Genomic DNA, 25636 nt, shown 5'->3' on the forward strand with positions numbered 1-25636 from the left:
ATGGCAGTCCGAGGATACACGCAGCCTTGAGAGCAGAAGGCTACCGGGTCAGCCGCGGTCGGGTCGAGCGGCTGATGCGCCGGCATGGCATTCGTGCTCTGGCCCGTGGCCGCTTCCGGCCGACCACGACCGACAGTCGTCATCAGCTGCCGATTTCGCCCAACCTGTTGCAGCAGAAGTTCACGGTCTTCGAGCCGAACCGGGTCTGGCTGGCCGACATGACATACATTCCCACGGGCGAGGGCTGACTGTATCTCGCCGCGGTGCTGGATTTGGCGACCCGGAAGGTGGTGGGTTGGGCGATGCGCGATCACATGCGCACGGAGCTGACCCTTGGCGCTCTGATCATGGCGGCCCAGCGGCAACGACCAGGCCCTGGGCTTATTCACCATTCGGATCGTGGAAGCCAATATGCGGCTGAGGCGTATGCCCAGCAACTGGCTCTCATGGGCGCCAAGCCATCGATGAGCCGGACGGGCTGCTGCTATGATAATGCCCCGATGGAATCCTTCTTCCATTCCTTGAAGGTCGAGTTGGTCCATCAGCATCGTTGGACGACGCGCGAGGAGGCACGACGGGACCTGTTCGTTTATATCGAGAGCTACTACAATCGGCAGCGCATTCACTCGGCTATCGGGTATCTCACCCCCGAACAGGCCGAGCGGAAAATGAACTAACCCGGTCTCCGCGCAATCGGGGGAAGATCACGGAGTCGTCTACGTGTATGCGCCGGATCGCAAGGCTGAGCGGCCGATCGGGCATCTGGCGGGCTTTGCGGGCGTACTGCAGGTCGACGGCTATGGCGGCTACAAGGTGCTGGCCGAACGCGGGGATGTGAGGCTTGCGCTCTGCTGGGCGCATGTGCGCCGGCGCTTTTACGAGCTGGCCGCGGCCGGTCCGACGCCGATTGCGAGTGAAGCCCTCACGCGCATTGCTGAACTCTACACGATCGAGAGCGAGATCCGCGGGCACTCGCCCGAGGAGCGCCGCGCTGCCCGCCAGATGCGCAGTCGGCCCGTGCTCGATGAACTCGAGCCATGGCTGCGATCCAAGCTCTCCCTCATCAGCCAGAAGACGAAACTGGCTGAGGCGATCCGCTATGCGCTCTCGCGCTGGGAGGGCCTGACGCGGTTTGTCGACGACGGGAGGATTGAGATCGACTCCAACGTGGTCGAACGCTCGATCCGGCCGCTGGCTCTCAATCGGAAGAATGCTCTGTTTGCCGGATCTGATGGCGGTGCGGAGCATTGGGCGGTGGTCGCGTCGCTGATCGAGACCTGCAAGCTGATCGGTGTCGAGCCCTATGGCTACCTGGCGGACTTGATCATCCGCATTGTCCAGGGACATCCCAACAGCCGCCTCGATGACCTGCTGCCTTGGTCCTATGCGGTCGCGCAAGACCTCAAGGCCGTGGCCTGAAAACACCGCTTACGATCAAGACGCCATCGCTGCCGGAACTCTGAAGTCTTCACCTTTCGTCAGCATGGCCCAGGCGGACCGCGCCATCTTGTTTGCCAGCGCAATAGCGGCGAGCATCCTCGGCTTGCGTGCCAGGATGCGGGCGAGCCAGGAGCCTTCCGGCGCGTTCTTGCGCCCAGTGGTCTTTACGACAGCCATCGCGCCGATGATAAGCAGCCGTCGGATATCGCGCTGACCCATCTTCGAGGTGCGCCCGAGCACCTGCTTGCCGCCGGTAGAGTGCTGGATTGGGACAAGCCCGGGCCAGGCAGCGAAGTCGCGTCCGCGTCTGAAGCTCTCCATCGGCGGCGCGAAGGTTTCGATCGCCATTGCGGTGATCGGCCCGATCCCGGGCATGGTCTGCAGGCGTGACGCCGTCTCCCCGCGAGCGGCCTCGCGCTTCAAAACCTTCTCGAGATCCGCGATCTTGCCGGCGAGGGCTGCGATCTGGTCGAGATAGAGGCGCCCGAGTTCGACGATCAGGGGCTGAAGGGTCGTGTTGACGCCCTCGATCACATCGCTGAGCAGCTTGTTGTTGCCCCTTAAAGAGCGGGCATGGCTTCCTGGGTTTGTCGGGCCGCGATGAACTCGCGGGGTGAACGATAGCCGAGAGTCCGGTGTGGGTGAAGCTGGTTATAATGAGCAAACCAGCCCGGCAGCGCGGCCATCACGGATCGGGCATCCGGGCAGGAACTGACGCGGGCGTAATCACGCTTAATCGTGCACACGAAGGCTTCGGCCATGCCATTCGATTGCGGGCTCTCCAAGGGTGTGGTGCGCGGCTCCAATCCAAGCTCCCGGGCAAACGCCCGGGTCGGCCCCGCCACATAGCAGCTCCCGTTGTCGGTCAGCCACTCGATCGTGTGCGGCAGCCGGTTCACAGGCCCGAAGCGATGCTCGACGGCGGCGATCATCAGATCCTGCACATCCTCGCCCTTGATCCCCTCTGTGGTGGCGACATAGCCCAGCGCCTCGCGGTCACAACAGTCGAGGGCAAAGGCCACCCGCACCTTCTGCCCATTGGCACAACCGAGCTCAAATCCGTCTGAGCACCAGCGCAGATTGGCCTGCGCGACCGCGACGCGTCCGTCGTGCCGGCGTGTCTCAGCGCCGCCTGCATGCCGCCGCAGCAGCAGGCCATGCGCCTTCATCGCCCGATAGACCCGCTTGTGGTTGGGCGGAGCTCAGCCCTGCTCGTGCGCTCGGCGCGCCAGAGCGACATGCCCCGCCGATAGCCATAGATGGGCATGGCGGCAATCGCGGCCTTGATCTCCTCGACCAGAGCGCTATCCGGCAAGGGCGGCCGGCCTCGTGGGCGTCGGGCGCCCGGCTTTGTCTGCTTGGCAAGGTTGGAGCGGGCCACCCCGAGGTTCTCGGCGACGACACTCATCGGGAACCGTCCTTCGGCAGTGAGACGGACCGCAGCAGCCGTTTTTTGCGTCCACCACCTCCAGGGCTTCCCTGAGCACCTCGGCCTCAAGCGTCTTCTTGCCCAAAAGCCGCTGCAACTCGCGCACCTGGTTCTGGAGGGCGCGGTAGTCGGAGGCTGGCACGACCTCCTCGCCGCGCCTGGCGGCCGCTAGGGCGCCCTGGGCGGCCAGCTTGCGCCAGTGGATGAGCTGGTTCGGGGCAATGCCGTGCCGGCGGGCAACCAGACTGACGGTGACGCCCGGCTCATAGGTTTCGTTGACGATGGCCACCCTCTCGGCAGCCGTCCAGCGGCGGCGCCGTTCCGGGCCGCTCAGGACATCAATAGGAGGGTTGGTGTTAGTCATAGTCACAACAGTAAGCCTACCACTTAGCTAAGTAGGAAGCCCTGTCTGTTCAATTCGGGGGCTGCAACACCGCCCCTACACCTCACCGCCAGCCGGGCGCGGCACTCCGGGCCGATTTATGCACCAACGTCACGTATCTCCGAACATCGGAATATGTCATCAAAGCGATTCCTCCACAATATGCGGAAAGCCGCATCGCGGGCGCATCGCGGGCGCATCGAGGAGCGCGCTCCCGTTTCACTATCCCCTTCGCGCCCGGCACGCGGGACACGAGACATGATAGTCTTCATGCCATTCCGTCTACTGAGCCTCTCAGTCGGCAGGTCCTCCGCGGAAATTGAGCGCCCGCTCCAAGTGCCAAGAAGGGTCATCGCCGGACGAATCTGTCTCGACATATCCTTCGTTTTCGTCGCTCCTTCCTTCAACAGGATCCTCGCTCTCGGCTTGGAGATACAGTCGAGGCTTGTCTGCCCGCTGCCATTCACGGTCATCGTTCAGCGTCCACTTATCGCCATGCCGTTTAGGATCAAGCACGAACTCGTTTCCACCCACGTCAACAAAGCCCATCTGCTCCAGACGGGGCTTCGGGTTATCGTTAGCAGGACGCGGCATGATTAAGGGCTTCTTGCCGTCGAGCCGAAGTTGATGTTCGAGTAGAACATCGCCCGCATTCTCGACGAGCGGATGGGTCACTCGCATAGCCACAACCGATGAGATGTTTTTTCGCTCTGGAAAGTGCTCTTTCTGCCAGTCTTTCCCTTTGATGCGGAATCCCGGACCCACTCTTAGGAGCCCGACGCTCTTGTCGCCCAACTGGTAGCTGAAGTATTGCGAACCCGGCTCATCAGCTACGCTCGCACCAACTCTAGCGACCATTGCGGTGCACGCGGCTTTATTGGACACGGAATCTGAATACTCTTGTGGATTATTGGCAATGTGCTTGACATCATCACTGTAGAAACTCTTCAGTTCTTCCTCGGGCGTCTTCCTGTCCAACTCGTAGATAGGAGGTTCGGAGGTGAGGGAATACAGTCGCGTCGCCGACGACGAAGCAGGCGCCGCCTCTGCGAGCGTTTCCGTAAACGTCTGGTCATCTGCTGCCTGCCCCGATTCATCGGATTGGCTCGCGCTTGTAGATCGGCTAGTTGACCCAGTGATTCTGCTATACACGCGGTTCGCTCCCCTATCGAAATGGTTGCGCCGTAGTTAGATCAGTCTACTCAAGACCTGTTAGCAGCTTAAGCGAGCGAGCTGACGACGCACTGACGTACAGAAGAGTGCATGGCAGCAACCCCTACCTCGATCGGATCCTGACTGGCCACATGGTGGATCGCGCAACGCCGAGGCGGTCGACTACGCGCGCGACACGGCCGAGGCGCCGCTGAAACTGTCGATATGAGAGCCGGCTCCGCAAATCTGAACAGTGCGATAGGTGGAGTTTCTGCCTGATGGTTGGCAAGATTGGGCCGCGAAACCAGAAGAGACGAAGAGCAGACGCGCACGCGGGAACCACACACCGGCTTTCAAGGCGAAGGTGGCGCTGGCCGCTGCCAAGGGCGATCAACGCTGGCTCAACTAGATGCCGTAACGGGCCTGCCGCTCACGCAGTAGCGGAACGGGGTGGCTGTCCCTCAGAGATCCTATGGGCGTGGATAGCGAGCCACCCTCTGGCAGAGTGGGTCGGCTATCTCCCACTCTGGAGACAGTCACGCCCTTTACTGCAACTCATTTCCAACAAGCTGCCGTTCACACCGACCTCGGAGCGATCGTCGTCTCGCTCGAACTCTCCCGCTCGGTTTGGCTTGTCATATCCTTATCGCCTGGCAAAGCCGAGAAGAGGTCGAAGCACCAGGTGTGCGGCGGTGATGTCGGCGGGTTGCTGGCATGCTTTGCTGCGTTGCAGGCGAAAGCGCGCGCCAGGACCGGCAACCAGTTTCCACTGATCGTCATCCAGGAAGCGGGGCTTGATGGCTTCTGGCTCCATCGCGAGCTGCAAACGGTAACTCGCTATTCACGCCCATAGGATCTCTGAGGGACAGCCACCCCGTTCCGCTACTGCGTGAGCGGCAGGCCCGTTACGGCATCTAGATGTTTGGTCCCGGCATATGGTGGAGCGGATTGAGCCTGAAGCGTTGAGGCTCTGTTGTCCAGATCTTGCAGATGTACTCGTAGGGAGTGAGGCCGCGTAGCGTCTTGAGCCTTCGGGCGAGGTTGTAGCCGCTGACAAAATCAGCCAGATGCTGGCGGAGTTGATCATGGCTCTCGTAGTAGTCGCGCTTGACCGTCGCTTCCTTGATGGTGCGGTTCATCCGCTCCACTTGCCCCTTGGTCCATGGATGTCTGGGCCTGGTCAGGCGATGGTCCACATCGTTCTGATCACAGGCATACTCAAAGGCATGGGCTCTGAAGATCTCGCCTCGCTCCATGGCTTCCTTGATCAGCGGGGCTGCAGAAGCTGTGTTGCTGGGTATAGTGAAGTGAATGTCATGATCGGTCAGGACCGTGCGCACCTTGTAAGGAACGGCCTTGATCAACGCGCGCAGGAAGTCGCCGGCGATCCCGGTGGTCACCTTCTCATGCAGTTCCACAAAGGCAAACTTGCTTGTGCGATCAATCGCGACCAGCAGATAAAGCCTTCCCTCCTCAGTGCGCACTTCGGCAATGTCGATGTGGAAGTAGCCGACGGGATACGCCTTGAACTTCGTCTTGGCCGGCTTGTCGCCGGTCACCTCGGGCAAGCGGCTGATGCCATGCCGCTGCAGGCACCGATGCAGCGATGAGCGGGTCAGGTGTGGAATAGTGGCCTGCAGGGCATACAAGCAGTCATCCAGCGGTAGGAGCGTATGGCGTCGGAACGCCATAATAATGGCTTCCTCCTCGACTGACAGGACCGTGGACTTGACATCCCTAGGGCCCGTGGGCAGGTCGGCCACCGACGTTCGCTTCTTCCATTTGGCGACCGTCTTCGGGTTGATCCCGTAGCGCTTCGCCAGCGTTCTCAGGCTCGCTTGACTATTTTGTATTGCTCGACGGATCGCCTCAGTCGTTGTGGCGCTCCCATGGAGAACTTGGCCCATAGCGCATCCCTCCATTCAGGCAATAAGAATGCACCATCAAACCCTGGGATCAAACATCTAGTTCGGGATGATCAAACCCAGCGGAGGTTGATAGGGGCCCCAGCTGACGACAAGCTGACGCGCAGGCGTTAAGGGTCTGCGCTCCACTGTCTGCCAGGAGGCCACGCTATCGCGACCGCGCCAACGCACGCGACCCGCGCCACAGAGGTTGCTGGATGACGTTCGCGGCATCGTCCTCGCTGTCGAGCGCGAGCGACAGGTTGAGATTGTTGCGCAACATCTGATTGGCTGGTTCTGTTGCCAGAGCTTGCCGATATAGCGCTTGTGCCTCGTCATGACGCCCCTCGTTGTCGAGGACAACACCTTTAGCGTTCAGCGCACGCAGATCATCGGGGACTGCAGCCAACAAGTTGTCAAGTACCGCAAGCGCCTCATGCAAGCGTTTCTGGGCCAGCAAGATTTTGGTAAGACGCATCGCCGCATCGACATTGCTTGGTTCCTGCTTCAGCTCATCTCGCAAGGACTCCTCGTCAGTATTCCAACCGATGGCGCGCGCAATACGTTCGCGCATGGATGGATCGATATCCTTGGCGCCGAGCAAATCTGGCCCGGGCGTCGTCTCCACCGAGAAAACGGGTTTATCCCAGCTCGTGCAGCCGCCGAGAAACAGAATGGCGAGTACCGCGAGGAGAGCTGTAGTGGGACGAGTTGAACACGATTGCGGTCGGATTGCATTATCATGTGAATTCATACTGTCCATCTCACGCTGTAATCGAGTGCTGCGCACTATCAGCCGGCGCAACGCACACACTGCCATGTTTCTCTGACGCTCCATTATTTGCCTCAGATACGAGCTTGATGGATCCAACGGGCTGGATAGTATAGTCGGAGGCGAGGTCCTGATAGGACAGTACAGCGAGATCGATTTCGTTGCGGGCGAGAAAGCCGCGGACAAAGCGCCGAACGTCCATTGAAGCTAGAATGACGGGATGGGTCTGACCAGGCGCCATACTCGAATGGATCTGACGCGTCTGCGACAGTAGCATCTCGCTCTGGTAGTCCTCCAGAACCAGGTAGGGACCGACGGCTGTATCGCGAATCGCACTGCGTACAATATCCTCAGTTTCACGTTCAATGACAAAGGCGGGCACAACACGGTGCACGTTGGCATAGCGGTGACAGATCTGCCGCCTTAGACCGGAGCGAACATACTCCGTCAGCAGGACAACATTTTGCTCATGTTCACTCGATCTGGCTAAGGCTTCCAAGACCAGACGGGTGTTGCGGATTGGGACGCCCTCATCCACCAGGCGGCGCAGCACATCTGCGATCCGCGGAATTGGCGTCGTACGTAGCACCTCCTTGACCAGATCGGCATATTCCTGCTCCATCCGACTCAGCAATTCGCGCGTCTCCTGGATACCGACCAAGCATTGTGCATAGCGCACCAATGACGAATGGACACGCAGAGCGATAACCTCACTCGGACAATGATGCCCAATGCCCGCGGCTTTGAGAGCCGGTGCATGGCTTTGTTGGATCCAGATCCGATCCGTCTCGGGGTCACGCCGAAACGGAATGCCGCTCAATTCGATGTTCGCCCGGTCGTCGGCAAGCGCGAGCTGCGTCGGGTCAATTAAATCATGTTCAACCGGCACGCCCTCGACATCTACCCTGAACCGCGATTCAGGCAACTGATGGTCGACCCGGATAGGGATACGAGGAATCGTGATGCCGAGATCAGCTGAGACCAATCCGGAAACGCGTGCAATGTGCTGTTGCAACTCGTCCTGGTCGACCGCATGAGCCAAGCTTGGCGCAAGGAACAATGTGAACGGAAGTGCCTCCGCAGGCACGGTTTGCTTATGAGGCTGAGCTGGAGCCGTAGCAGCTACATCAGCGCCATTCTTAGCGCGTTGCACAAAGCTCGCCGCGGCGAAGACTGCGGCCAAAACGAGAAAGACGGGCAGAGGAAAACCGGGAATGAACCCCATGACAAGCAAAACGCAGGCTGCCAATCGTAACGCGTGCGTACTAGCCGTGAGCTGGTCAACGATGTCGGTACCAAGATTGAACTTGGTAGCCCCATCTACACGGGTGACGATGGTCGCAGCTGTAATCGAAAGCAGTAGCGCCGGAATCTGCGAAATTAAGGCATCACCGATCGTCAGCAGCGTATATTGATGCAGCGCTTCGTCGAGGGACATGCCCTTGGAGAGCAGCCCGATGGTGATCCCGCCCAGCATGTTAATGCAGATCACCACCAGCCCCGCGATGGCATCGCCCTTCACGAATTTCATGGCGCCGTCCATGGCCCCTCGAAGCTGGCTTTCTCTCTCCAATGCGGCCCGCCGGCTGCGGGCTCCGCTCTGATCAATATGGCCGTTGCGTAGGTCCGCATCGATTGCCATCTGCTTGCCCGGCATAGCGTCGAGGGTGAAGCGTGCCGCCACCTCTGCAACGCGTTCGGCTCCCTTCGCGAGAACGATGAACTGCACCATGGTCACGATCAGAAAAATGACAATGCCGACAGCGATATTTCCTGCCACCACGAAATCGCCGAACGTGTGGATAATGCTGCCGGCATCCCCCTCAGCCAGGATCAGACGCGTGGTCGCGATGGTGAGGGCCAGCCGAAATACCGTGGAGATCAGGATGACGCCTGGCAAGGACGAGAGATCGAGCGGCGTGTTAATATACAGCGCAACCATCAGCAGCAGTATGGAGAAGCCTAGATTGAAGCCGATGAGCGTGTCAATTGCCAAGATCGGGATCGGCATGATCATCATTCCGATCGCCAGAAGCAGCATCAACGCGACCATCAGATCCGGGTGCGCCGGAACGCGCGTGATGATGTTACGCAGGACGTTAGTCATGGAGACCCTTTTGATGCCGTGTTGATAAGGACTGTTCCGCCACGCAACCGAACATAGCTTTGGAAAACGGCACGGGCCTCGTCCATGCGACCGGCCCGCCGCAGGGCATGGCTACGCAAAAGCGTCAAGGGCAGACGCGAGAAGGGGTGCTCATCAAGTGTGTCCAATCTATCTAGGATCGCCAGCGCTTCATCGCCGAGGCCCTCCGAGATGAAGGCATAGGCAAGAATGCGCAGCAGGCCGACGTCTTGACAATTGTCGTGCACGATGAGCCGCAATAGAGCTAAGCTTTTTGCGCTTTGTCCGCATGCAAGATGGACATAGGAAAGCGCGCAGAGCAAATCGCGCTCCTGCTCGGCAATAGGCAAGGTATCACTGGTACCGGAAACGTCTGTCTGCGAGATATGAGTGAAGAGTTGCGCTCCGTCCGGATCGACCATTGTTAGCCTTTGATCAAGCTGTTCCGGTTCTCCCGGAGTAGAATTAGCCGTTGCAACTCCTGCTGCAGGACGACAATGCTTTCACGCGGCATCGAATCCTCGAGCACAGTCGATAGCGTGCCAACTAAGCGTTCCAGAACACCACCCTGCCTCGCTGCGTGCAGCACGTCCGGATGACGCAGGCGTGGCGCAACGAAGGAGAGTAGGCCGTGTGCGAGATTGCTGTCATAAAGTGTGGCCACTACCGCGCGTGGGTCGATCTCATTGCGCCGGGTACGCATATCATCGTGGCTGACGCGCGTGACCGCATCAATATCGTTGGCCTTCAGCACAGCCTCGACCTCGACGTTGACCGGGAGATCCTGCGCGCGCATTTCCTGCAAGATCGACGTGTGCCTCATGCCGCCATTTACATGAGCACCATCGATACCCATGTTACTGGCTTGACGGTTGGCCGGCTCGATTACTGGTGCACGGTCGTCGGTGTTGAAGCTCTGCCAAGAGGGGCTGGGCCGGACTGGGTAGCGGGGCAGCTTGACCATGGCGTTCTCCGTATCTTCCTCATGAGCTTGGGAACTCTAATAGGGGATGGCTGCAAGGCGGCCATTCCTGCTCAGCAGCACACGCCTGTCCTGGAACTGGTCGACCGTCCACCCGTCATTCAAGACGGCGCCGACGAAATACTTTTGACCACTGACAACGAGATAGGGCTGGGTTCCGCGCCAAACGGCTTCGACGGCGATTGAGGGTGGCGCCTTCTCCTCCCTGACGGCCACTCCGTTCACCAGTGTTAGCGCGCCATTCGTCCGATGATCGAACCATTGCTGGACCTCCTGCCATCTGGCGACTAAGGCAGGCGTAACGCTGCCCTCAGCGGTCACGACACCCGGTCCGGAACCGACTGTAATCGTGGGCAGGCCTGCTCGATCAACTTCCTCTTGCAGTACTTGAGCCGCTGTGTGGGCGGCCCGATCATCAGGGTGGTTGCTGGTCAGCCTGCGTACAGGTTTGACGGCCGGTGGCGGATCGGCGCTCGGTACACCGACGCTCGCGGGGTAGAGGAACATGGTTGAGAGTGTACCGATCCCAAGAGAGCCGAGCAACACGATGGCGCGTGCCCAGATCGGAACACGTGCCATGCCGATCGAACCAGCTTCCGCTGAATCCCGCACCGACCAGAGAATGGACATTGCGCCCGCATGGACAATGACAGGAAGAGAAACAACAACGCGCTCGCCCGCGCCAATATCCCGGTTGCCTTCTATGCTGATTCCGACCGCAAGGGCCTCGATCTCGATCGCATTGCCGAGGAGGGTAATACAGAGGTGATGCGGCTCGAGCCCTTGTTCGACGAAGATTATATCAGCATCGAGGCCACTACCGACTAGGCTCGTTCCGTCAGCCGCTTTGCCGGTTAGCCCGGAATAGACGCCCGAGAGCACCTCGAAATCTAATGAAACGGCTTCATTCACGTATCATCCCTCGGACAAGGAGAGGGCCGCACAAAAGTTGTGGTACGGCTCATTTTAATCGCACACGCTATTCACACCGCCGCCAGGACGCGAAAAGCGGGACGGTGGGCCCGTCCCGCTCCCAGCATTACTGCACGCGTTCGTCAGCCACCTTCTTAACGGACTGGAGCTCCGTCACAACCGTGCGCGTCACCACGCTCCTCTGCGCCATTGCTAAGCTAGTAGCCGCCAAGGCTTCAAGCTGATCCTGGAACTCTTTCTGCCCAGCGGCCTGAGAACCGCCGTTAATGGCCGAATTCACCACGCCTTGACCAGCTGAACCACCAGTCGAAGTGTTAGCAACTTTAGCAGCCATATCGTATCACCTTTCTGCTCGAATGTTGCCGCCATTGACGGCCTCTGTTTCCTGACGTCGGACCATTCGACGTCAGGCATCCCCCTCTGCTTCGTCCATGGCCTCGTCGAACTCAGCCATGGTCTCGTTCGCAATTTGCAGTGCGACCGAACAGAGAGCCGCTTCGAAGGCTTGGCGTTGAGCTACAGCCTGCGATTCAGTCCTAGAACTTGTTGCACCATCGTCACGACCGTCTGTGCCGCGCGACCGGTCTTTAAGACCGTCTGTGCCACGGGATCGGTCGTGGTTGGTAAGTCTACCCTCAATTGCTCTGACCATTGGGCGTCCTACGTTTATGTCCGCTACAGGTAACAGGCGGCAGTGCCGGCAAGAGATCCACATTCCCATGTTATGAGCGTTGGCTTACGGTAAGCTGACAAGACCGAGAACTATTCACAATCAGCGCCTGAAGATCCCATTGATTTGCCCAGAAGGTGCGGCGTCAGTGGATCGGCGAAGAAAAGCGGACGATGGTGGAGAGAGGTTCGAGGCGGGCAAGACGCCTCAATGGTGGCGCGCCAGCATGGCGAAGATCAGAATCACCTATTCCATGGGAGAAGCCCTATCAGGACAGCGAGCTCTCACGAGTGAGCGCCAGGGGCAGCTGGCACCGGCATCGGGGTTGGGGGAGGTGCTCAAGCACGAGCGCGAGCTGCAATGGTTGTTGGGCAAAGAAGACGATGGAGGTCGACATCCTGCGTAAAGTCGTGGAGTGCGAACGAGCAATAAATGGATCGCACATTTGCCATCACGGCCAGGGGAGAGCGATGAAACAGTTTAGCGAGGTTCATGGCAGAGCGTACCCGAATGTGGCAGCAATTCTTGCGCGGCCTGCGGATTGGCGGTATGGGCACCAATCAGCCGGCCGCGCAAGCTCGTCCACCAGGCTACGCTCTCAACTAACGGCGTCCCGCCAACCTAGCTGGGAACGCCCGCGACTTGCGGCTCGGCCTCAATGCGTGCCTTCAGGTGATTTAAGTAGTTTTCCACATGGCGTTGTGCCTCCGAAAGCGGCAGGTTTACGGCGGCCTCTACGGCGTGCTCCATCACCTTCTTCACCAGCCCCTCGCGTATCGCGAGTTTGACCTCGGGGCCGGCGATATTGCCCACCAGCTGGGCCGCAAGATTGAGGCCTGCTAGCTTCAGCGCCTGCTTCATATTGCCTCCGCTGATGGCGGTGTGCACAAGATTCGCCGCTTGCGCCCCAAGCTGGAGCACCTCTGATCCGAGACTAGCCAATTGGCCCAGGCCCGGAATGAAGCTGAGCAAGCCTACCGCTGTGGAAGCCCAGTCAAGCACATTCGAGCCCACCTTGAGCACGCCGTCGAGCGCGTGCATGAGGGCCCCGCCGTTCTTTTTCGCAGATTTGATACTGGGCTGGTCCGCCGCCCCCATCATCATGTCCGCAACAGCGTCCTGATCGGCGGCGGTTTTGGCGACAGAAGTCTTCGTCTGCTGAACGGTGCGGTTCGCAGTGGACATGTTTCTGTAGAAGTGCGTGAAGTCGCTGTTGCTGATGTTGCCCGAATCAACTGTATGGCCACCGCCGAAGGCGAAGAAACTGTGATCGGTCTTGTAGCCCGTGATCGAATTGTTTAATAGCCCAAACAACAGAGGATCCGAGAGCAGCTGCGACGCCGCCTGTTGCACCTTCGGATCGAGACTCTTGTCGCCGGCCATCCTCGCCAGCTTGTCCCGGGTCAGGTCACCGTCCCCGAAGAAGGTGCTCTGATTGCGGTTAATTGTCTCGAGCGTATTCAACTCGGTTCGCGTGAGGCTCATCGACGATGAAGCGACTTGCAGGAAGTCCTCCTTGTGAACTTTATCGATCGCGCCACCGTACAACTGCGTCCAGTCATCCGGGTGGTTGAGGAAATATTGAGCCGCCGCAATGACCTGGGTCGGGCATTTGCCGGTTTTCGCTTGGCCGTCGATGATCTGCTTGAAGTCAGCCAAGCTCAGGTTCTTGGGCAGGTAGTCGGAGTACCGGTAAAGCTCGCGCAATGCATCGCTCAAGGTCATGGCCGACGGCTGCCCATTTCCAGTGCCATCGGACGGAATGTAGTTCTGCACGTAGCTTTGTGCCTGCCGCTCCTGGAACGCGGCAACTTGTGAGTGATGTTCGGAGAACCCGGACAGATCTTTCGCCGTGATCTTGCCGCCGCAGCGGCCGTCCCCCTGGGAACCGATCGCATAGAAGAGCTCCGGGTCCTGTTGCAATCCCTCGATCGTGGCTCTCAGATCCGGAGGCGTGGAGGGATCATCCAACTTGGCTGCCAGCGAGTCCCAACTGAGCGGGCATTGGTCCTTGTGGCGGTTCAGCACTGCTACGATCTGCAACTCGGCGTCGGTAAGCGTGCCGCCGTTCCACGTGATCCTTGAGCTTGGTACGGGGGCCGGTGCGACAGCTGGCAGATCTGTCGTACAGGAGGGCTGCGGGACGTGATCCAATGATTCGATTGCCGCCTTCAGATGAGGCGGCAGCAGATCCAGCGGGTGCTGCCTAGATTCTTCCGTCGATGCCTTCGGTTCCAGCGGCAGACCCTGTGGCGTAGAGGGGGCGCTGGTGCTGCCTGCCATCGAGCGGGCGCTGTTGTCTCCCAACGAGCAACTGGACAACATCCCGTCGAAGACCGAAAACGCTCTTTGCCAAGACTGGTCGCGCGTCTGTGCAGAAGGTCCGAGCGCCGACTCGGCCGCGAGAACAAGCGCGGATCCAGGTGGATTCAAGATCGTAGATAGCGAAAGATTGTTGAGCGACATTGTGCATCCTCGAATGTGAGACTGAAGACCGCCGCAAGTGCGTCATGTGGCGCCGCTGTGTTGACGACGAACCATACGCAAGAAGCGACGGACGTGCTGACGGAGCGCGAGCGCCGCTGGTCTTCCCGTCAGAAGTGCCAGCCGCCACACTTGCGGTTATTCCGCGCGTCGGCCCTACCGACGTGCATGTCCGTTACGGTCGACAGGCGGCATCGCAGTCCGGACAACCGCGCTCTCATGCTAGAAGGGCTAGCTGTCGAGAAGCTGACAGTTGTCACGAGAATGCACAATGAGCCAATGGAGACCGCAATGATTACGCCTGGGACGTACGGCGCCAGCGCAATGTCAGTTCTCGCCTTGCCCAGGCTCGCGTATGACGCTGTCCTGGTGCGGCACGTCGGAAGAATGCGACCCTTCCGGCCGTCCATCGCGAACGACCACCGTCGAGGAACCGCGAAACAACATCAGCACCGGTTCCCGCTGTGGTGTCTTGATGGCGCGTGGCTGCGCCTGCGCCACCAGACCGTTGAGCGTCTGCTCCACGAGTGCGATGAAGCGTGGTGGACCGGACACCAGGACGATATCATCGCCCGGTGTTGGTCTCACGATATAGCGCTCATCGGAGATGTTGAGTGCATCGAGGGCCGCCTTCAATGCATCGAAGCTGATCGGACTCAACGCAAGCAGGCGGCTTTGCGCTTCTTTAGCAGCCGATACATAAAGCACCAGTCCATCATAGTACCATTGAAGATTATAGATGGTGGTTAAATGGTTGAGGAACTCGAGCGGCGGCAGATCAGGCAGGCGCCCGCGAATCCGCCCCTTCACCTCGGCGCTGATGTTGACTTTAATATTGAGGTTATTGCCGAATTCTTGCAGCGCGGCGGAGAGGTCCTGATCGAGAATCGTATAGCTATACGGTATCGAAGGCAGCAACAGAAATGCGCCAGCCGCCCTAGGAATTCCGGTGGGAACGAAAACTGCGACACACAGAACTCGTTTCAAAAGGTCTAGCATCGTCGATCGGATGAGCATACCCGGTCCCTTCGGGCTGAGAACAAGCGCTGAAATTTGCCCTAACTTATTAACCGAACTTGGCGATTTATTGATCCGGCCTGGGAGATCTTGAACTACGCGGCATAGCGGAATGGCTGATGCCTGAAGTAGCTCCGGATCCGTTCGGGAAGCTTTGTCATCCGGCGCATGTGGCTGATGACGGCGCGCTTGAGTTCGGGCTTGCTGCGGGCCGGCGGCTTGCGGGTTACGGCGTGCTTCAGGTCGGCATTCAGACCCTCGTACGGATTGAGCTCGGGGCTGTAAGCAGGCAAGTGGAAGACCTCGATCGGCTCCTTGCGCTCGGCCAACCAGTCCCGCACCGCCCGAGCCCGATGGACGGGCAGGTTCTCCCAGAGCAGGAACACCTTGCCGCTGGCCTCTTGGATGAGCCGGCCGGGAAAGTGGATCAGGCGCGGGGCCTTGAGCGCACCCTCGAGCACCATCCAGCGCAATTCGCTCGTGTTGGTCAGAGCCGAGATCAGACCCAGCCTCGCGCGCTTGTGGCAGGGGCGCATTACAGGTGTCACGCCTCTGGGGGCGAAGCTGCGGCCGCGCCCATCGGCGGAGCGCAAGCCGGTCTCGTCACCCCAGAAGATCGTGCGCTTCCCCCCTCTGGCTTGCGCCACGACGGCTGAGTCGTCCTGCCGTAGCCAGCGCCGCACTGCCTTCGGCGACTGCTCGTAGGCCCGTCTGAGCGGCTTCTGGGCCGTGAAGCCCCAACGCGCCAGATCGGTGCCAGCGGTGCGCCCCTGTTCGGCAAAATGGCGGCAGATATTGAACACGCCTGTCCGGGTCAAGCCCACCTGCGCGGCAATGGCATCATAAGTCAGGCCACTCTCACGTAGTCCGACTACTTGCCGCCGACGCTCCGCTTGTGCTGCTGCTGGCCGCTTGCGCATGTCGATATGGCTCATCCCACCAAACTGGATCGGTGAGCCATGGATTTCAAGATTACCCAAGCCGGATCGATAAATGACTTGGCGGCTGCGTCAGCGGCAGCTTTGTCCATCTAGTCTCAAGTTGACGTACCCCACCTGCTCATCCAGGATTGTGGCCACGGCCGCCGCACTGCTCATTCGCGTTCCTCCTCTTCTCGGTCAGTTTGGCATTGTATCCATAGCGCAGATGAATGCCATCCAAACAATCGACTTTACCTGTTCTCCGAACGACCGATAGTGAACACCAGATTTGAGACATAGGACTCGGGCATACCAGAATGGCTATTGATCTTCACCCTGCCCTGGAGAAAGCTTCCCAGCTGTATGCCGAGCATCAACCGAGGCGCATGTCAATTGCGACAATGTTGTCCGGCCCGCGCAAACTATATCGCGTCGGCTCGACACGGCAGACGTCCCCGCACGCTGCATAGCCGCTTGCTACCTATAAACCCTCGTATAGCATTCCTAAACCTTTCTGTATCGGCCGCTTACCTCGGTACAATTGTGTTAACACTCAATCTCACCTTAACTTCGCGAGCAGTTGGATGCTGCCGATTGCAGGCGGCAGATGCTCCTGAAATACGGCAAATGGATAGAACTTCATCGCAGTCAGATTATATGGAATTCGAAGGCAAAGTCTTTCGTTACCAGGTGCTGATGGCACATACACTCGAAGCAACCCGCTCAGTTCCTCAACCTGACCAAACGAGCAGTCTATGGAAGCTCGCTACAACGAGAGATATCCCGGGGCATGCGCCATACAGGGCAAACCCGAGGCTCGCCCTTCGCCAGCTATGCTACGCGATGCACAAGGATAAAGCGCTGCCACATGCAAAACCTGAGACTGCCCGGTATGAAGTGCCCGTCGTGGACGACCAGTCAGCTGTCGACTCTAAGGCAGCTCGCTCCGTCATCGCATGAAGGCATTGAATCATGAGCCCGGATGTTTGCCATTCGCCTGCGGTCTGCTTTCTCCTTGGCCTTCCCCGGTCGGGGACGACGCTTCTGACGCATTTGCTCCAGCAGCATCCGGATATTGTGGCCCCGCCCGAGCCATGGTTAATGCTGGCGCTTGAGGCGTTTGGCATGGTGGATCAGCGCCACCCAGCGGGGGCGTCATTGATTCAGGCCGCGATCTCAGAATTCTTGAGCCGAATAGATCGCACTATTGTCAGCCGCGCCTTTGCCGATGCGGTCTACGGCCAATATTTGGCAGCTGCGGGCAAACGCATCTTCATAGACAAAACTCCGCGATATTGGATGGTGCTCAATTTTTTGGATTCCCTCTATCCAGAAGCGCCGCGAATCATTCTAATACGTAATCCCTATGCCATCGCTGCATCAATGAAATCAACGTGGGGTATCCCTCTCCTGTCGGCGAGCTGCCCGTCCGCCATCGCGTCGTGTCTCGCCGATCTTTTTTTGGGCCTGCCTACGCCCGCCATCGCGTCCTGTTTTGCCGACCTTGTTCTTGGCCTGCCTATGCTTGCCGCACACTGCGGCCGCCGTCATACGCAAATCGTTCACTACGAACAGCTCGTGGCGCGCCCCGACGAGGAAATTCGGCGCATCATTGCCGGACTCGGCTACGACCCCACGTGCACCGCACTGGCGACGGTGGAGCAAACGGATTATCTCAGCTCGGCTAGCTTCGGGGACCGGAAGATCCGAGAGAAAATGGAAATCGATGAATGCTCGGTCCGAACTTGGCAAACCGAACTGAGTGTCGAAGAGATGCAAGTAGTGACGGATCTAATCGGCGCGGAGCTTTTGATGGAGCTCGGTTATGAGGCGGAGCTTCGGTACGCCCAGCAAGCCGGGGTCGTGGATAGGGGCCGTGCAACAACCGAAGGTTATCGTCAATTGTTTCGAGCCTGCTCGGACTTGCGCGGCGGCACCGGACGAGCATCGTTCAGCATCTCCGCTGACGGGGGCGACCTAAATAGCGTTGTTCAGCAAGCTGAAGAAAACTCCGCCTTTGCTTCCCTTCACTCCATAGTTCGGGAGGCGCAACGTCTAGCCGATCCTAAGATGGAGGAGAATCTGCGGCTGGTGCATTCGGTGGCGGCTCAGCTAGAGCAGGTGCTCACGGCTCCCAATGCCGATCGACCCGCGCGGCAAGACACAACTAGTGTTCGCGATGCGACCATCGATACGTTGCGGGCGATGTCGCCCCGCTCAAGTAGATCCTCGTCACTTCGGACGTCGAGCGAGCCGCAGGTCTAATTATCTTGGAGAAACAGGAACGTGAAATTAGACAAACATGAACTGAAAATTGCGGCGTTGGAGGCATGGAGGGAAAAATCTACCAAAGCTATCTACGGAACTCAAGAACAACTACTAAGATTGGCTAGCTGTCGTGGCGATTCTCTTAATATCTCGTGCACGAATTCCGCACAGCGTGCGTCATACACCATTCGCAAGCACCCGTCGGCGTTCAAAGTAATCGGCTTGGCCGCCACCACAACAAATGGTCGAAGCGCTCAGCGACCTTGAGACTTGATCGAGCAGGCCGATGCGAGTTCGCGTAGTCCAACGAATAAACGCCGGGCAGCGAGCTTCAGTTCGAGCGCCAAACTGAGGCCGTTCAGGCGCCGCAGTTCCAGAGCATGAGAGCATCGATCTGAGAGATCGGGTAGCCCTGCGCAGTTTGTTCGAGAGCTTGCATAAGCAAGGTGTGTGGATGATGGACCGATGTCACTCCCCGATCATACAATCCTTTCCCTGCTGCGATCACGCGCGATAGCTCCGCTCGGAACCGGCCGAAAGCCTCTCAACCGCAGCCGTGGTAACCTCGAGTGTACTGACACGTAACGCGATTCTACGGCCGGGGGGTGCTCTGCCGACTACATCTAACGAATAGAGATTACTGTATCAAAGAAGAACTATATGCTGCCGAAACATCTGCGCCGCCTCGAAGCTGAATCTATCGAAATCATGCGTGACGTAGTCGCTGAGTTCAAGCGGCCAGTTATGCTCTATTCGGTCGGCAAAGACTCGAGTGTCATGCTGCACATTGCAATCAAGGCCTTCTATCCCGCGAAGTTACCTTTCCCTCTGCTTCATGTCGACACGACGTGGAAGTTTCGCGAGATGATCACTTTCCGGGATGAGACAGCCAAGCGGCTCGGCGCCACCCTGATCGTGCACGTGAACAAGGAAGGCATCGAGCGCGGGATCAACCCGATCGATTCCGGCTCAGTTCTTCATACGCAGGTGATGAAAACTGACGCGCTGAAGCAGGCGCTCGATCTATATCAATTCGACGCCGCGCTCGGGGGAGCGCGACGTGATGAGGAAAAGAGCCGCGCGAAAGAACGGATCTTCTCCTTCCGTTCGGCCGGACACGTGTGGGACCCCCGCAACCAGCGACCGGAGTTCTGGAACCTCTTCAATACCCGGATCGGCCCGGGCGAAACTATGCGTGTGTTCGCGCTATCGAACTGGACCGAGCTCGACATTTGGGAATACATCATGCTCGAGACGATCCCGGTTGTCCCGCTCTACTTCGCAAAACTAAGACCCGTAGTCCGGCGAAGCGGCGCAATGATCATGGTCGACGACAACCGCTTGCCGCTAAGGTCCAACGAGACGCCGGAGATGCGAATGATCCGTTTCCGCACGTTGGGATGCTATCCCTTGAGTGGCGCTGTCGACTCCGATGCGACCACCGTCGAGGACATCGTCGCAGAAATGCAGACCGCGAAGGTATCGGAGCGCCACGGTCGCCTGATAGATAGCGATGACGCCGCTTCGATGGAGAAGAAGAAGCGGGAAGGATACTTCTGATGGATCCCAGAGCGACAACGAAGCCCGGCCAAGCCAGAACGAAGGACCAGCTGCGGTTCATGACCTGCGGTTCGGTTGACGACGGAAAGTCGACGCTGATCGGCCGGCTGCTTTATGATAGCAAGGTCATCTACGAGGATCAGCTCACGGAATTGGCGCGAGACAGTGCCAAGCACGGCGCGTCCGACAATGACATCGATTTTGCGCTGCTAGTCGATGGCCTTGAAGCGGAACGGGAGCAAGCCATCACGATCGATGTGGCTTACCGCTTTTTTTCCACTATGCGCCGCTCGTTCATGGTCGCCGACACGCCCGGCCACGAGCAGTACACCCGCAACATGGCGGCCGGTGCTTCGAATGCCCAGCTTGCGATCGTGCTGATAGATGCTCGCAAGGGTGTGCTGGTCCAGACCAAGCGTCACTCCTATATCTGCTCGCTCCTCGGTATTCGCCACGTTGTGCTGGCAGTGAACAAGATCGACCTCGTCAACTACAAGAAGGAAACTTTTGATCGGATTGTCGACGACTACGTGGCCTTTGCAGCTGGTCTTGGCTTCACGTCGATCGTTCCGATCCCGATCTCCGCACGTCATGGCGACAACATCATTAACCGCTCCGGCAATACACAGTGGTATCAGGGGCCATGCCTTCTCCATTATTTGGAGACCATCGATATTCAGTCCGAAGCCGCGAGCCAGACTTTCCGCTTCCCGGTCCAGTGGGTGAACCGGGCCAACCTGGACTTTCGCGGCTACGCTGGGCTGGTGACTTCCGGGAGCATCTCAGCAGGAGACGAAATCGTCGTCGCGACGTCTGGACAGACCGCGCGCGTCAAGAGGATCGTGACCCAGGACGGCGATCTTCCCCGCGCCGAGGCCGGTGATGCCGTAGCCATCACTCTCGAAGGCGAGATCGATATTGGTCGTGGCGATCTTCTGGCGCGTCCGACCGAGCGGCCGGAGGTCGCCGACCAATTCGCCGCCTATCTGATCTGGACAGACCACAACCCGCTCGTTGCTGGACGCAATTACATCCTGCGCATTGGAACACGGACCGTACCCGGTAGCATTACCGCAGTCAAGCACCGGATCGACGTCAACACACGTGAGCATCTGGCAGCCAAGACGCTTCGCCTCAATGAGATCGGCTTCTGCAATTTCGCGACCGCACTGCCCACGGCTTTTGATCCTTACGAGGTCAATCGCAAGACCGGATCATTCATCGTCATCGACCGCTATACCAATCGCACGCTCGGCGCCGGTATGATCGCGTTTCCACTTCGACGGGCTACCAATATCGCTTGGCAACCGCTTTCAATCGGCAAGACTGAGCGCGCCGCGCAGAAGAACCAGAAGCCTTGCATCGTCTGGTTCACCGGCCTATCCGGCGCGGGCAAGTCGACGATTGCCAACATCGTCGATCAAAAGCTGTTCGCAATGTCATGCCACGCCACGCTGCTGGATGGTGACAACGTGCGACACGGATTAAATCGGGACCTCGGCTTCGCCGAGGCCGACCGTGTGGAGAATATTCGGCGCGTCGGCGAGCTTGCCAAGTTGATGGTTGACAGTGGGTTGATCGTGATTTGCTCGTTCATTTCACCCTACAGGGCCGAGCGAGACATGGTGCGCAAGCTGGTTGCTAAGGAGGAGTTCATCGAAGTCTTCGTCGACACGCCCATCGAGGAGTGCGCGCGGCGCGATCCCAAGGGTCTCTATTCGAAGGTGAAGTCCGGCAAGATCAGGAACTTCACCGGCATTGATGCGCCCTATGAAACACCGATAACACCTGAAATTCATCTCAAAACCGTGAGTCACACGCCCGAGCAACTTGCGGAAGCTGTCGTGGATGTCTTAATAGAGCGCGCAATTGTCCACGGTCGATAGCATTTCTCGAATTTGCTATCTCGTCGGAATGCTCGGGTCGATAAGGCAGAGCTGCTTTCGCCGCAATAGGACGAGGGCCTAATGTTCTGTCGCAAACCTTGATTAGAGCTGGGGAGATGGAGCCGACTGTCGCTTCACGTCATGGCATCATCACCTTAATGAAATGGATCGGGTGTCGCCATATAAGAGGGTATGAAGAAGCCCCCACAGTCTTTCTATACCCGCCACCGTTTTCCTGCTGAAGTAGTCAGTCTCGCGGTCTGGCTCTACTTCCGCCTTCCGTTGAGCCTTCGAATGGTCGAGGAAATGCTCGCTGCCCGCGGGATCGAGGTCAGCTACGAGACGGTATGTCGCTGGGCCGAGAAGTTTGGTCGAGCGTATGCCAACTGCCGCCGCCGACGCCCCCCTCGAACCCAGTGATCGATGGCACCTCGATGAGGTCGTGATTGCCATTGCCGGAAAGAGGCTCTGACTCTGGCGGGCTGTGGATCAAGACGGCTTTGTTCTCGATGTCCTGGTCCAGAGCCGCCGCGGCCGAGCCGCTGCCCAGCGCCTGCTGCGCAGAGTTTTGAAGAAGAATGCCATGGCCCCACGCGTTGTGATCACCGATAAGCTTGGGTCGTACGGCGCGGCTCGCCCGACACGGGCTTGGGCATCGAGCATCGGCAGAACAAAGGTTTCTCTATTTGGCCGGTTTTAGTTGAGTGCTTTCGGGCTGTTCCGCTTCACGGCCGTCAAGCGATGCCCAGATTTACGAGATAAAGCGACATCCAGGTATACGACCGCTCAGGCGTGCGCCCGCTGGAGTGCTTCCTCCAGATCCCGCAGGCGATAGCTGCGCCCCTTGATGTTGAGAACATGCGCCCGGTGCAGCAGACGATTGAGGATGGCTGTGGCCAGCTCCTCATCGCGGGCGAGCAGTTAGGTCCACTCCCGGATGCTCTTGTTCGTCGTAATTAGGATCGCGCCGCGCGCCATAGTGGTAGGTCACCAGCCGGAAGAACAAGCTCGCTCCTCCCGGGTCATGGGCTCGAAGCCGAGTTCGTCCGCAATCAACAGCGCCATGTTCATGTAGCGGCGCCGTTTCAGCTGCGCGGGCGGCAGGCCGGCATCGACCTTCAGCGCCGTCATCAGTTCATCAAAACGGTAGTACAGGACTGAGAACCCCATCTCAACCGCCCGCGTCTCGAGCGCCACCGAGAGATGATCTTGTACCAAGGGGCGCACGGCTCGGGAAGAGTGCCACGGCCGAGAGCCATAGCGCTCGACGCTAGATTAAGAAATAATCGTTCGGGTGCTTGTGAACGGCGTCAGCACTGACGTTGACGAGCGTGATCGTATTACCCTGTCCGAGGTCAACGACCGCGTCCCGGCCAACCTGATGGACGCGATTGGCAAGATCCTTAACCGTCTGAATATCAGTGCCATTGATCCCTTTCGAGATCGCCAGGATGTCCTGCCCCACCTTGAAGTCCTTCACGGTATCTTTGCCGCTCTTGCTTGTGCTTGTAAAGGTGAACATGTCATCGCCCGCACCGCCCCACAGTTCGTCGTTGCCAGCACCGCCGAACAGCTCATCGCCGCCCTCATCGCCGAACAGAAGATCGTTGCCGTCATGGCCGTACAGAGCATCGTCACCCGCACCGCCGAACAGTTGATCGGCGCCCACATTGCCGAACAGAAGATCATCGCCCTCATGGCCGTACAGAACATCGTCGCCCGGACCACCAATGATCGTGTCGGGCCCGGGGCCGCCGTTGAGAGTGTCGTTGCCCGGACCACCGGAGAGCCAGTCGAGTCCGGAGCCGCTGTAGATCAGATCGTTCCCGCCCTGGCCGCGGATCAAGTCCCCATCGGGCGTCCCATGCAAGTGATCTTTGAAGTCTCTGCCGCTGATTAGTGCCACGTCTTTCTCCTGTGTTGTGTCTGCTAGGCGGGCACGGACGGGATCGCGCCCTGGCTGCCGAACATACACATCCGATCTGACGCAAACCTGACTTGCACACCCAGCCAAAACGGATGCGATAGGTCGTCTAATGGCGGACCGTTTTGCAAGTGGTTTTTCAACGAACTCATCGGCTCGACACGGGATCAGGGTCGCGGGTATGTCGATGGGATGACCTGGGCGTCACTGGCTGATCTTGGGTATAAGATGGGGCAGGATCCGAGAACTTACCCCGATTACTTCGTCGAGTGATGATCGATGGAGCAAGTTCCATCCCCTGGTTACTCTGGCTGGAGTCGTCGAGTTGACGAATTGAGGTCGGAAGGCCTGCTCTGCATAGGCGAGTCAGGAGCCGTTTGCAACGTCGGTCACCGTGGCCCAAGTCATGGCCTTACGCTGGGACCTGCAGTTCTCGATCAGCGATCGCGATCTCGAGCGCATGCTCTCTGAGCGCGGCGTGCAAGTGGACCATACGACCCTCTTTTGCTGAATCCAGGCCTATGCAGCGGAAGTGGACAAGCGGATCCGTCCGCACATGCGCCACATTGGAATTTATGTTCGGCATCAACTGGATGCCAGATCGCGCTTGCCGCGGTAAGTGGCAGTGAAGCTGGCCGTCCTGCTGCTTTTCCTCAAGAATTCGGGAAAGGGCAGTTGGCGGGCCGACAGTAAATGAGCGAGGGGAAGATCGCATGCACGCGGAAGAAGCCAAGGATCACATCGACGAGGTCCGGGAGCGCGGCGGGACCAAGTACATCGCGCTCCTCATTGCGGGGCTGACCGCCCTCTTGGCCATTGTCGAGATGACGGGCGACAATTCCAGGCTCGAGGCGCTCAAGAGCAATACTGACGCCGCCAGTCTCTGGTCCTTCTACCAGGCCAAAGCGATCCGGCAGACCACCTTGCGCGGAGGCCGAGCGTCTTCAGATCGACATGACGAGCATGCCTCCGGCACGGGCCGAGGCGGCGCAGAAGCAATTGCAGGCCTGGCGCGTCACTATCGACTGCTATGAGTCGGAGCCGTCCACAAATGAGAGCCACAAGGAACTGACCGTGCGTGCCCAGGCGGCTGAGGCGTCGCGCGACCATTCCCCGGCCGCCAATGACAGGCTCGACCTCAGCACCACGGCCCTGCAGATCGCTATTGTTCTTGCCTCCGCCTCTGTCGTTCTCGGAATTGGATGGCTGGCCTGCATCGGTGGCGGGCTCGGGCTGGTTGGACTGGCTTTTGCCCTGATCGGCTGGTTTGCGCCAGCCCTGGTCCACCTGTAGCCGCTTGCCTAAAGGACAGGGCGAGACGAGATCGCCTTTGGTCCTCCGTCAGAGGGCGAGTGGCCTTCTGACGGAGCAGAGCGAGGCATCGCTCGCCCCGAACATGGGGCAGGTGCCGGAACGGTCTCGGGAATGTCGCTATCCGAGGCCGACACTCACCGGGTGCGAAGCGGTAGCCTCCTCGTCGTCCTGAATGTCCTCCTGGTCATCTTGGTCATCCGGGCCGGGTTGGACGTCAGGTTGAATGTCCTCGTCCTCATCATCCTCTTCGACGGCCTGAGCCACTATGATCGGGGCGGTTGCCCGGATCTCGGCCTCATTGACAGGTTGTGCAGTGCCATTGGCGTACAGACCTCCGGCACTAAGGGCTGTGACTCCTAAAAGGCCGACTATGAGCAGCTTCAGCATGACATCTCCTGAGATTGCAGCATGTCGAGCAATGACCAGGAATGGGACGATTTGATGGTCGATCGGCACCGTCATGTCTGGATGGCG

Annotated in this window: 16 protein-coding genes and 9 pseudogenes; 9 read left to right on the forward strand and 16 right to left on the reverse strand. The window is 58.9% G+C overall.

What is annotated here, in order from left to right:
* Together AA309_RS12325 and tnpC are read left to right on the forward strand one after the other, a co-directional pair.
* A pseudogene (locus AA309_RS12325) lies at window positions 1-677 on the forward strand (IS3 family transposase); the annotation flags it as partial.
* A 31-nt stretch (window positions 678-708) separates the two neighbouring features.
* Window positions 709-1419, forward strand: a pseudogene (gene tnpC, locus AA309_RS12330) (IS66 family transposase); the annotation flags it as partial.
* Between the two features lie 15 nt (window positions 1420-1434).
* Here tnpC and AA309_RS12335 read toward each other — a convergent pair.
* The 3 genes and pseudogenes from AA309_RS12335 to AA309_RS12350 form a co-directional block, all read right to left on the reverse strand.
* Window positions 1435-1995, reverse strand: a pseudogene (locus AA309_RS12335) (IS110 family RNA-guided transposase); the annotation flags it as partial.
* Window positions 1996-2000: 5 nt separating this feature from the next.
* Window positions 2001-3233, reverse strand: a pseudogene (locus tag AA309_RS12340) (IS3 family transposase).
* A gap of 312 nt (window positions 3234-3545) precedes the next feature.
* On the reverse strand, window positions 3546-4403 hold the full coding sequence (locus tag AA309_RS12350; protein ID WP_084731157.1) for a host specificity protein: 858 nt from the start codon (window positions 4401-4403) through the stop codon (window positions 3546-3548).
* Window positions 4404-4929: 526 nt separating this feature from the next.
* Here AA309_RS12350 and AA309_RS36410 point away from each other — a divergent pair.
* Window positions 4930-5232: pseudogene (locus tag AA309_RS36410) on the forward strand (IS110 family transposase); the annotation flags it as partial.
* Between the two features lie 85 nt (window positions 5233-5317).
* On the opposite strand, the gene AA309_RS12360 reads toward AA309_RS36410, so the two are convergent.
* The 10 genes from AA309_RS12360 to AA309_RS12410 form a co-directional block, all read right to left on the reverse strand.
* Entirely contained in the window at window positions 5318-6310 is a 993-nt protein-coding gene (locus AA309_RS12360; protein WP_047189329.1) for an IS481 family transposase, read from the reverse strand.
* A gap of 166 nt (window positions 6311-6476) precedes the next feature.
* Window positions 6477-7061: a tetratricopeptide repeat protein gene (locus AA309_RS12365; protein WP_047189330.1), complete on the reverse strand. Its 585-nt coding sequence runs from the start codon at window positions 7059-7061 to the stop codon at window positions 6477-6479.
* A 10-nt stretch (window positions 7062-7071) separates the two neighbouring features.
* Window positions 7072-9186 (reverse strand): type III secretion system export apparatus subunit SctV, encoded by a 2115-nt coding sequence (sctV, locus tag AA309_RS12370; protein WP_047189331.1) that lies wholly within the window; start codon window positions 9184-9186, stop codon window positions 7072-7074.
* Window positions 9183-9626 (reverse strand): tetratricopeptide repeat protein, encoded by a 444-nt coding sequence (locus AA309_RS12375; RefSeq protein WP_047189332.1) that lies wholly within the window; start codon window positions 9624-9626, stop codon window positions 9183-9185. Before AA309_RS12375 ends, sctV begins: the two co-directional genes overlap by 4 nt.
* Before the next feature lie 2 nt (window positions 9627-9628).
* Window positions 9629-10168 carry a hypothetical protein gene (locus AA309_RS12380; RefSeq protein WP_047189333.1) on the reverse strand — a complete coding sequence of 180 codons (540 nt, stop codon included), beginning with the start codon at window positions 10166-10168 and terminating at the stop codon, window positions 9629-9631.
* 36 nt (window positions 10169-10204) lie between these two features.
* Complete coding sequence (locus AA309_RS12385) at window positions 10205-11098, reverse strand: SctD/MshK family protein (protein ID WP_047189334.1); 894 nt, start codon at window positions 11096-11098, stop codon at window positions 10205-10207.
* Between the two features lie 127 nt (window positions 11099-11225).
* Window positions 11226-11453, reverse strand: coding sequence for a hypothetical protein (locus AA309_RS34220; RefSeq protein ID WP_150117522.1), 228 nt, complete (start codon window positions 11451-11453; stop codon window positions 11226-11228).
* A gap of 957 nt (window positions 11454-12410) precedes the next feature.
* Window positions 12411-14255: an HrpF/NolX family T3SS translocon protein gene (locus tag AA309_RS12400; RefSeq protein ID WP_047189337.1), complete on the reverse strand. Its 1845-nt coding sequence runs from the start codon at window positions 14253-14255 to the stop codon at window positions 12411-12413.
* A gap of 345 nt (window positions 14256-14600) precedes the next feature.
* Entirely contained in the window at window positions 14601-15290 is a 690-nt protein-coding gene (locus AA309_RS12405) for a secretin N-terminal domain-containing protein (protein ID WP_200901983.1), read from the reverse strand.
* Window positions 15291-15385: 95 nt separating this feature from the next.
* Window positions 15386-16225 carry an IS630 family transposase gene (locus tag AA309_RS12410; RefSeq protein ID WP_084731159.1) on the reverse strand — a complete coding sequence of 280 codons (840 nt, stop codon included), beginning with the start codon at window positions 16223-16225 and terminating at the stop codon, window positions 15386-15388.
* A 957-nt stretch (window positions 16226-17182) separates the two neighbouring features.
* On the opposite strand from AA309_RS12410, the gene noeE reads away from it, so the two are divergent.
* The 4 genes and pseudogenes from noeE to AA309_RS34225 all read left to right on the forward strand — a co-directional run.
* Complete coding sequence (gene noeE, locus AA309_RS12415) at window positions 17183-18475, forward strand: nodulation protein NoeE (protein ID WP_084731161.1); 1293 nt, start codon at window positions 17183-17185, stop codon at window positions 18473-18475.
* A gap of 663 nt (window positions 18476-19138) precedes the next feature.
* Window positions 19139-20038 (forward strand): sulfate adenylyltransferase subunit CysD, encoded by a 900-nt coding sequence (gene cysD, locus AA309_RS12420; protein WP_047189338.1) that lies wholly within the window; start codon window positions 19139-19141, stop codon window positions 20036-20038.
* Window positions 20038-21924 carry a sulfate adenylyltransferase subunit CysN gene (gene cysN, locus AA309_RS12425; protein ID WP_047189339.1) on the forward strand — a complete coding sequence of 629 codons (1887 nt, stop codon included), beginning with the start codon at window positions 20038-20040 and terminating at the stop codon, window positions 21922-21924. The genes cysD and cysN overlap by 1 nt, the downstream gene beginning before the upstream one ends.
* A gap of 192 nt (window positions 21925-22116) precedes the next feature.
* Window positions 22117-22608 (forward strand): annotated as a pseudogene (locus AA309_RS34225) (IS6 family transposase); the annotation flags it as partial.
* Window positions 22609-22710: 102 nt separating this feature from the next.
* Here the strand turns inward: AA309_RS34225 and AA309_RS36415 are convergent.
* Window positions 22711-23151 (reverse strand): annotated as a pseudogene (locus AA309_RS36415) (ATP-binding protein).
* A 43-nt stretch (window positions 23152-23194) separates the two neighbouring features.
* Window positions 23195-23830 carry a calcium-binding protein gene (locus tag AA309_RS12440; protein ID WP_047189341.1) on the reverse strand — a complete coding sequence of 212 codons (636 nt, stop codon included), beginning with the start codon at window positions 23828-23830 and terminating at the stop codon, window positions 23195-23197.
* A 424-nt stretch (window positions 23831-24254) separates the two neighbouring features.
* Here AA309_RS12440 and AA309_RS37655 point away from each other — a divergent pair.
* Window positions 24255-24353, forward strand: a pseudogene (locus tag AA309_RS37655) (IS6 family transposase); the annotation flags it as partial.
* 319 nt (window positions 24354-24672) lie between these two features.
* A pseudogene (locus tag AA309_RS33055) lies at window positions 24673-25141 on the forward strand (DUF4337 family protein).
* 138 nt (window positions 25142-25279) lie between these two features.
* Here AA309_RS33055 and AA309_RS12450 read toward each other — a convergent pair.
* Window positions 25280-25636: hypothetical protein (locus tag AA309_RS12450; RefSeq protein WP_210166511.1), on the reverse strand; the 357-nt coding region annotated here is incomplete at its 5' end.

Origin of the sequence: Microvirga vignae (assembly GCF_001017175.1) — a bacterium.
Lineage (GTDB): Bacteria > Pseudomonadota > Alphaproteobacteria > Rhizobiales > Beijerinckiaceae > Microvirga > Microvirga vignae.